The sequence below is a fragment of the Caulobacter segnis genome, from assembly GCF_003243465.1.
Taxonomy (GTDB): Bacteria; Pseudomonadota; Alphaproteobacteria; order Caulobacterales; family Caulobacteraceae; genus Caulobacter; species Caulobacter segnis_A.
This window is the reverse complement of the sequence record NZ_QFQZ01000136.1, coordinates 1-6,016: the sequence shown is the minus strand read 5'-3', so window position 1 is coordinate 6,016 and position 6,016 is coordinate 1. Positions and strand designations below refer to the sequence as shown.

8 protein-coding genes and 1 pseudogene are annotated in these 6,016 nt (G+C 67.0%); 6 read left to right on the top strand and 3 right to left on the bottom strand.

The features are described from left to right. The 6 genes and pseudogenes from DI526_RS22885 to DI526_RS22860 form a co-directional block, all read left to right on the top strand. Positions 1-107, top strand: a pseudogene (locus DI526_RS22885) (IS110 family transposase); the annotation flags it as partial. Positions 108-296: 189 nt separating this feature from the next. Next, entirely contained in the window at positions 297-431 is a 135-nt protein-coding gene (gene rpmH / locus DI526_RS22880) for a 50S ribosomal protein L34 (RefSeq protein WP_004622337.1), read from the top strand. 105 nt (positions 432-536) lie between these two features. After that, the gene (gene rnpA / locus DI526_RS22875) at positions 537-980 is read left to right on the top strand and encodes a ribonuclease P protein component (protein WP_304283196.1); all 444 of its coding nucleotides are present in this window, start codon (positions 537-539) and stop codon (positions 978-980) included. A 7-nt stretch (positions 981-987) separates the two neighbouring features. Next, on the top strand, positions 988-2,844 hold the full coding sequence (yidC, locus tag DI526_RS22870) for a membrane protein insertase YidC (protein WP_304283180.1): 1,857 nt from the start codon (positions 988-990) through the stop codon (positions 2,842-2,844). Next, positions 2,844-3,491 carry a ribosome biogenesis GTP-binding protein YihA/YsxC gene (yihA, locus tag DI526_RS22865; RefSeq protein WP_304283177.1) on the top strand — a complete coding sequence of 216 codons (648 nt, stop codon included), beginning with the start codon at positions 2,844-2,846 and terminating at the stop codon, positions 3,489-3,491. Before yidC ends, yihA begins: the two co-directional genes overlap by 1 nt. Before the next feature lie 229 nt (positions 3,492-3,720). Further along, a complete protein-coding gene (locus tag DI526_RS22860; protein ID WP_304283175.1) occupies positions 3,721-4,200 on the top strand; it encodes an ASCH/PUA domain-containing protein in 480 nt (159 codons plus the stop codon). 132 nt (positions 4,201-4,332) lie between these two features. Here the strand turns inward: DI526_RS22860 and DI526_RS22855 are convergent, their stop codons facing one another. The 3 genes from DI526_RS22855 to cydB all read right to left on the bottom strand — a co-directional run. Continuing rightward, on the bottom strand, positions 4,333-4,782 hold the full coding sequence (locus DI526_RS22855; RefSeq protein ID WP_304283174.1) for a chemotaxis protein CheW: 450 nt from the start codon (positions 4,780-4,782) through the stop codon (positions 4,333-4,335). A gap of 139 nt (positions 4,783-4,921) precedes the next feature. Then, on the bottom strand, positions 4,922-5,041 hold the full coding sequence (gene cydX / locus DI526_RS22850) for a cytochrome bd-I oxidase subunit CydX (protein WP_304283171.1): 120 nt from the start codon (positions 5,039-5,041) through the stop codon (positions 4,922-4,924). Positions 5,042-5,059: 18 nt separating this feature from the next. Then, positions 5,060-6,016: cytochrome d ubiquinol oxidase subunit II (gene cydB / locus DI526_RS22845; RefSeq protein WP_304283169.1), on the bottom strand; the 957-nt coding region annotated here is incomplete at its 5' end.

Sequence of the window (6,016 nt, the reverse complement as noted above, 5' to 3'; positions counted from 1 at the left end):
AAGCCGGAAAGCCCGCCAAGGTCGCCCTCGTCGCCATCGCCAGAAAGCTCGTCGTCGCCGCAAACGGCATGCTGAAATCCAACCAGCCCTGGCAAAAGCCCGGTTGACCCAACACAGTCGCCGGCTCTTCGCTTCGCTACGGCCGGGATGACACGGTAAAGAGATGCGCGAATGTGGGCTGCAGGCTCCACGCGGTCGACTCAGGTTGACATCCCGCCTTCGTTCTTTTATCCACCGCCCCTCACTCGCGAGGCCCTCCGCTTCGCGTCCAACGTTTTGCATTTCGGAGCCACGTCGTGAAGCGCACCTTCCAGCCGTCGAAGCTCGTGCGTGCCCGCCGTCACGGCTACCGCGCGCGTATGGCCACCAAGAATGGCCAAAAGGTCGTCGCGCGTCGCCGCGCCAAGGGCCGCAAGCGCCTGACCGCCTAATTGCTCTTCCTCCTTCGGGAGGCGAGATCATGATCAAAGCCGCCTTTTCCACAGACCTGGTCTCAGGTTCTCGCCGGAAAGGCGGCTTTTTTCATGCCTGAAGCCATGCATGAAGCCCCGCTGCGCTTCGAGCGCCTGAAGAAGCGCCCCGACTTCCTGCTGGCGGCCAAGGCCCCGGCCCTGTCGCGCGGCGCGGTGTTCATCCAGATGCGCAAGCGCGCCGACGAGGATCCGGTGGTCCGCGTCGGCTTCACGGCCACCAAGAAGATCGGCGGCGCCGTCGAGCGCAACCGCGCCAAGCGCCGCCTGCGCGAGGCCGCCCGGCTGGTCCTGCCCCTTCATGCGCGCCCCTCGCACGACTATGTGTTCATCGCGCGCGGCGGTACGGGCTCGCGCGAATGGGGACGTTTGCTTGACGACGTCAAAACCGCGCTGATAAGCCTCGCCGCCGAGCATGATGGCGTGAGAAGCAAGGTCTCGCGGTCATCATCCGGCGGACCCTCTCCCGCCGCCTCTTCCCAACAACCCGATCAGACAGTTTCCGGTTAAGCGCTCCATGCAGAACGACAACAAAAACACGATGGCGTTCCTCGCCATCGCGTTCGCGATCCTGATCGGGTACCAGTTCTTCATCCTGGGTCCGCAGCAGAAGCAGGCCGAGGCCGAGATGCGCGCCAAGAAGGCCGCGCAGCAGCAGACGGCCGCCCAGGCCGGCGTGCCGCTGGACGCCAACGGCAACCCCGCTCCCCTGCGCCTGTCGCGCGACGCCGCCAAGGCCCAGAGCCCGCGGATCGCCGTCGACACCCCCGCGCTGTCGGGCTCGATCGCCCTGAAGGGCGGCCGCATCGACGACCTCTTCCTGCGCAAGTACGCCGAGACGACCGACAAGAACTCGCCGCCGGTCGAGCTCTTCCGCCCCGAGGGCGCCGAGCACGCCTGGTTCGCCGATTTCGGCTGGGCCGGCGCCAACCTGCCGGGCCTGCCCGACAGCCGCACCGTCTGGACCGCCGCGCCGGGCCAGGTGCTGCGTCCCAATTCGCCGGTGACCCTGACCTATGACAACGGCATGGGCCTGACCTTCACCCGCGTGATCGCCGTCGACGACCAGGCGATGTTCTCGGTCACCGACAGCGTGAAGAACAACGGCGCGGCCGCCTTCCAGCTGGCCCCCTACGCCACGGTCCAGCGCCAGGGCATCACCGACCACCTGGGCAAGACCCAGATCGTCCACGAAGGCGCCATCGGCGTGCTGGGCTCGGGCAAGGACCAGAAGCTGGAACTGGCCAAGTACGGCAAGTGGAAGAAGGACAAGCCGCTCACGACCTTCGACTCGGTCGGCGGCTGGGCCGGCATTACCGACAAGTACTGGCTGGCGGCCCTGATCCCCGGCCAGACCGAGGCCATCAAGGCCCAGTACCGCGTGACCAACGTGGCCGGCGTCGACGTCTATGACGTCAACTTCGTCGGCCCGACCCAGGCCCTGAACCCGGGCGCCACCCTGACCCAGACCACCCGCCTGTTCGCCGGCGCCAAGACCGTGCCGCTGCTGCGCAAGTACGAGTACGGCGGCGCCAAGCCGCCGGCGTGGTGGGAGTTCTGGAGCAGCGCCAAGGCCGAGATCCCACGCTTCGACGACGCGGTCGACTGGGGCATGTTTCGCTTCTTCACGCGCCCGATCTTCAACCTGCTGGAGATCTTCTACAAGCTGGTCGGCAACTTCGGCCTGGCCATCATGCTGCTGACCGTCGTGCTCAAGCTGATCCTCTATCCGATGGCGGACAAGAGCTACGAGTCGATGGCGAAGATGAAGAAGATCGCCCCCGAGATCGAGAAGCTGAAGACCAAGCACAAGGACGATCCGGCCAAGCAGCAGCAGGAAATGATGCAGCTGTACCAGAAGGAGAAGATCAACCCGATGATGGGCTGCCTTCCGATGCTGGTGCAGATCCCGGTCTTCTACTCGCTGTACAAGGTGCTGACCGTCACCATCGAAATGCGCCACGCGCCGTTCTTCGGCTGGATCCAGGACCTGTCGGCCCGCGATCCGTCGACGATCTTCACCCTGTTCGGCCTGATCCACTGGAACCCGGCGACGGCCCCGCTGATCGGCGGCTTCCTGGACGGCCCGCTGCACATAGGCGTCTGGCCGCTGCTTTACGGCTTCACCATGTGGCTGACCACGGCGATGAACCCGCCGGCCGGCGACCCGATGCAGCAACGCATCTTCCAGCTGTTCCCGATCATCTTCACCTTCACCCTGTCGCAGTTCGCCGTGGGCCTGGTGATCTACTGGTGCTGGAGCAACGTGCTCACCATCGTCCAGCAGTACGTGATGATGCGCCGCTACAAGGTCGAGAACCCGATCGACCGCATCATCGCGCGCCTGCAGGGCAAGACGGTCAGCGCGACCTGATGAGCGAGGATCCGATCTTCACGGATGAGGAGATCGAGCGGGCGCGGGTGTTCTTCGCCCAGCCGGTCTCGTTCGTCATGGGCGCGGTGCGGATGGACGCCATGCCGTCCGCCGACCTGCCGGAGGTGGCCTTCGCCGGCCGCTCCAACGTCGGCAAGTCCAGCCTGATCAACGGCCTGGTGAACCAGAAGTACCTGGCCCGAGCCTCGAACGAGCCGGGCCGCACGCGGGAGATCAACTTCTTCCTGCTGGCCGAGCAGCTGCGCCTGGTCGACCTGCCCGGCTATGGCTTCGCGCGGGTTTCCCGTTCGATCGCCGACAAGTTCCAGGACCTGGGCCGCGCCTATCTGCGCGGTCGCGCCAACCTGAAGCGCGTCTACGTGCTGATCGACGCCCGCCATGGCCTGAAGAAGGTCGACCTGGAGGCTCTGGACGCCCTGGACGAGGCCGCCGTCTCCTATCAGATCGTCCTGACCAAGGCCGACAAGATCAAGCCGGCCGAGGTCGACAAGGTCGTGGCCGAGACCCTGAAGGCCATCGCCAAGCGCCCCGCCGCCTTCCCGCGCGTGCTGGCCACCTCGTCCGAGAAGGGCCTGGGCCTGCCGGACCTGCGCGCCGAGATCGTCCGGGTCTGCATCGACGAGTGAGCTGATAATACTCCGATCTCCCCGGCGAATGCCGGGGCCCAGATCGAACCCACGAGCGCGTCCGAAGCTTATGAGGTGGATGGCGCGCTCACCCAAACCGGCCCGGATGTATCTGGGCCCCGGCATTCGCCGGGGAAGTCGGAATTTGGGGATATGTTTCGGCGGTTAACCCTGCGCTAGGCTTCGGCCGCCAGAACCGCCCGCTTCGAGTTTGGAAAGCCTACCCGCCATGCACCGCCACGACCTCAAGACCTGGCCCAAGTATTTCGCCGCCGTCCGCTCCGGCCAGAAGCGCTTCGAGATCCGCCGCAACGACCGCGAGTTCAAGGTCGGCGACATCCTGGTGCTGCGCGAGTTCGATCCCTCGACCGACACCTATACCGGCCAGTTCGAGGAACGGCAGATCACCTTCCTGCTGTCGGAAGAGGACTATGGCGGCGTCATCCACGGCTTCGTGGCGATCGGCTTCGGCGACGTCGCGCCGCATCCGGACGCGGCCGACGACCTGACGCCCGAGGCCCTGGCCGACTGGCACGAGACGGCCGCCTCGAACGCCGCCCTGCGCGCCCAGGAGGCCCGCAAGGTCTCGGAGAGCTACGCGGCCAGCAACATGGGCGTCGCCCGCGACCGGCACGCGGCGGTGGCCGATTCCGCCGAGGCCGAAGCCGGCTTCCACGCCGCGGCGGCGCGCATCGTGCGCAAGGGGTGAGGTCATAGACTCTGCTCCCCCTCTGGGGGAGCTGTCGGCAAAGCCGACTGAAGGGGGCGAGCGCCGTCTAGGCCGCGCTGCCCCCTCCGGCCCTCTGGGCCACCTCCCCCAGAGGGGGAGGAGAGATCAATCTCAAGCCGCTTCGCTGACCTGCGCCGGGAACACGTCGTCCATGCGCAGGTAGCTGATCAGGCGGTTCTCGATCGAGATGATGGCCTGGAGATAGCGCAGTTCCTCGCCGACGTCCGGCGCCGGCTGCAGGCTCTCGCGCGGCACGGTGAAGGTTTCCGATACGGCGTCGACCAGGATGCCGGCCAGGCGGTCCTGGCATTCCACCACGACGATGACGTGGCGGGTCTCGGGGATGGTGACGCCCAGACCCAGGCGGTTGCGCAGGTCGATGACGGGCATGATCGCGCCCCGCAGGTTGATGACGCCGCGCATATAGGCCGGCGCGTGCGGGATCGGGGTCGCGGGGGTCCAGCCACGGATTTCGCGGACGGTCTTCACGTCGATGCAGAATTCCTGCTCGCCGATGCAGAACGAGATGAGCTCCAGAGCAGGCGCGGCGGTGTCGGTCATAAGCGGTCCCCGGGAACGTAAAGCCTGGCCCCGGGGCCGCGCTTCGACGCGCTCCGGGACACCTCGCCAGCTAAACCCGAGCCCTCTTTAGCAAGCGTTAAGCCAAACGCCGGAACGACGCGCTCAAATGTCGCGGAGGCTACTCTTCCGACAGACCCTCGTCGCCGTCGTCGGCCAGGTTGAATTCGTACCAGACGCCGTTCAGCACGCCGAAGGCGACGGCCAGGCCCAGGCCCAGGATCCAGGTGAAGTACCACATCGGTTCGTTTCCTTCGGATCAGTAGAGGTCGGGATTGGTGGCCAGGGCGCCGGTGGTGCTGCGCCCCCACAGCACCCGGTAGACCCAGGCGGTGTAGAGCAGCACCAGCGGCAGGAAGACCACCGTCACGACAAGCATGACGAACAGGGTCAGGTGGCTCGACGAGGCGTTCCAGACCGTCAGGCTGGAGCGCGGGTCGAACGCGCTGGGCAGGATGAACGGGAACATCGACAGGCCGACCGTCCCGATGATCCCCGCCGTCGACAGCGACGAGCCGCCGAACGCCAGCCAGGCCCGGTTCCAACGCATGCCGGCCAGGGCCAGCGCCGCGCCGACGAAGCCGAGGACAGGCGCGGTGATCATCCAGCTGTGGCGGCCGTAGTTGTCCAGCCAGGCGCCGGGCGCCCGCACGGCGGCCGCGCCGCGCAGCGGGTTGGAGGCGCCGGCCGCGTCGGCCAGGCCCTCGATCCGGAAGCCCAGGCCGCCGAACGCGACCCAGAAGCCTCCGGCCGCGAACAGCACGATGCTGGCCAGGCCCGCGATCTCGCCGATCCGGCGGGCGCGCTCGGTGACCGGGCCGACCTCGGCCTTGATCGTGATCCAGGCCGCGCCGTGCAGCACGAGCATGGCCACCGACAACAGGCCGCACAGCAGGGCGAATGGCGAGAAGAGGCCGATGAAGCTGCCCTCGTAGAAGGCCCGCAGGTCGCCATCCAGGCGGAAGGGCGCGCCCTGCAGCACGTTGCCCAGCGCCACGCCGAAGCACAGGACCGGCAAGAAGCCGCCGACGAACAGCCCCCAGTCCCAGAACGACCGCCACTTGGGATGCGGGCGCTTGGAGCGGTACTTGAAGCTGACCGGCCGCAGGATCATCGCCGCCAGCACCACGAACAGGGCCAGGTAGAAGCCCGAGAAGCTGATCGCGTAGACGAACGGCCAGGCCGCGAAGATCGCGCCGCCGCCCAGGATGAACCA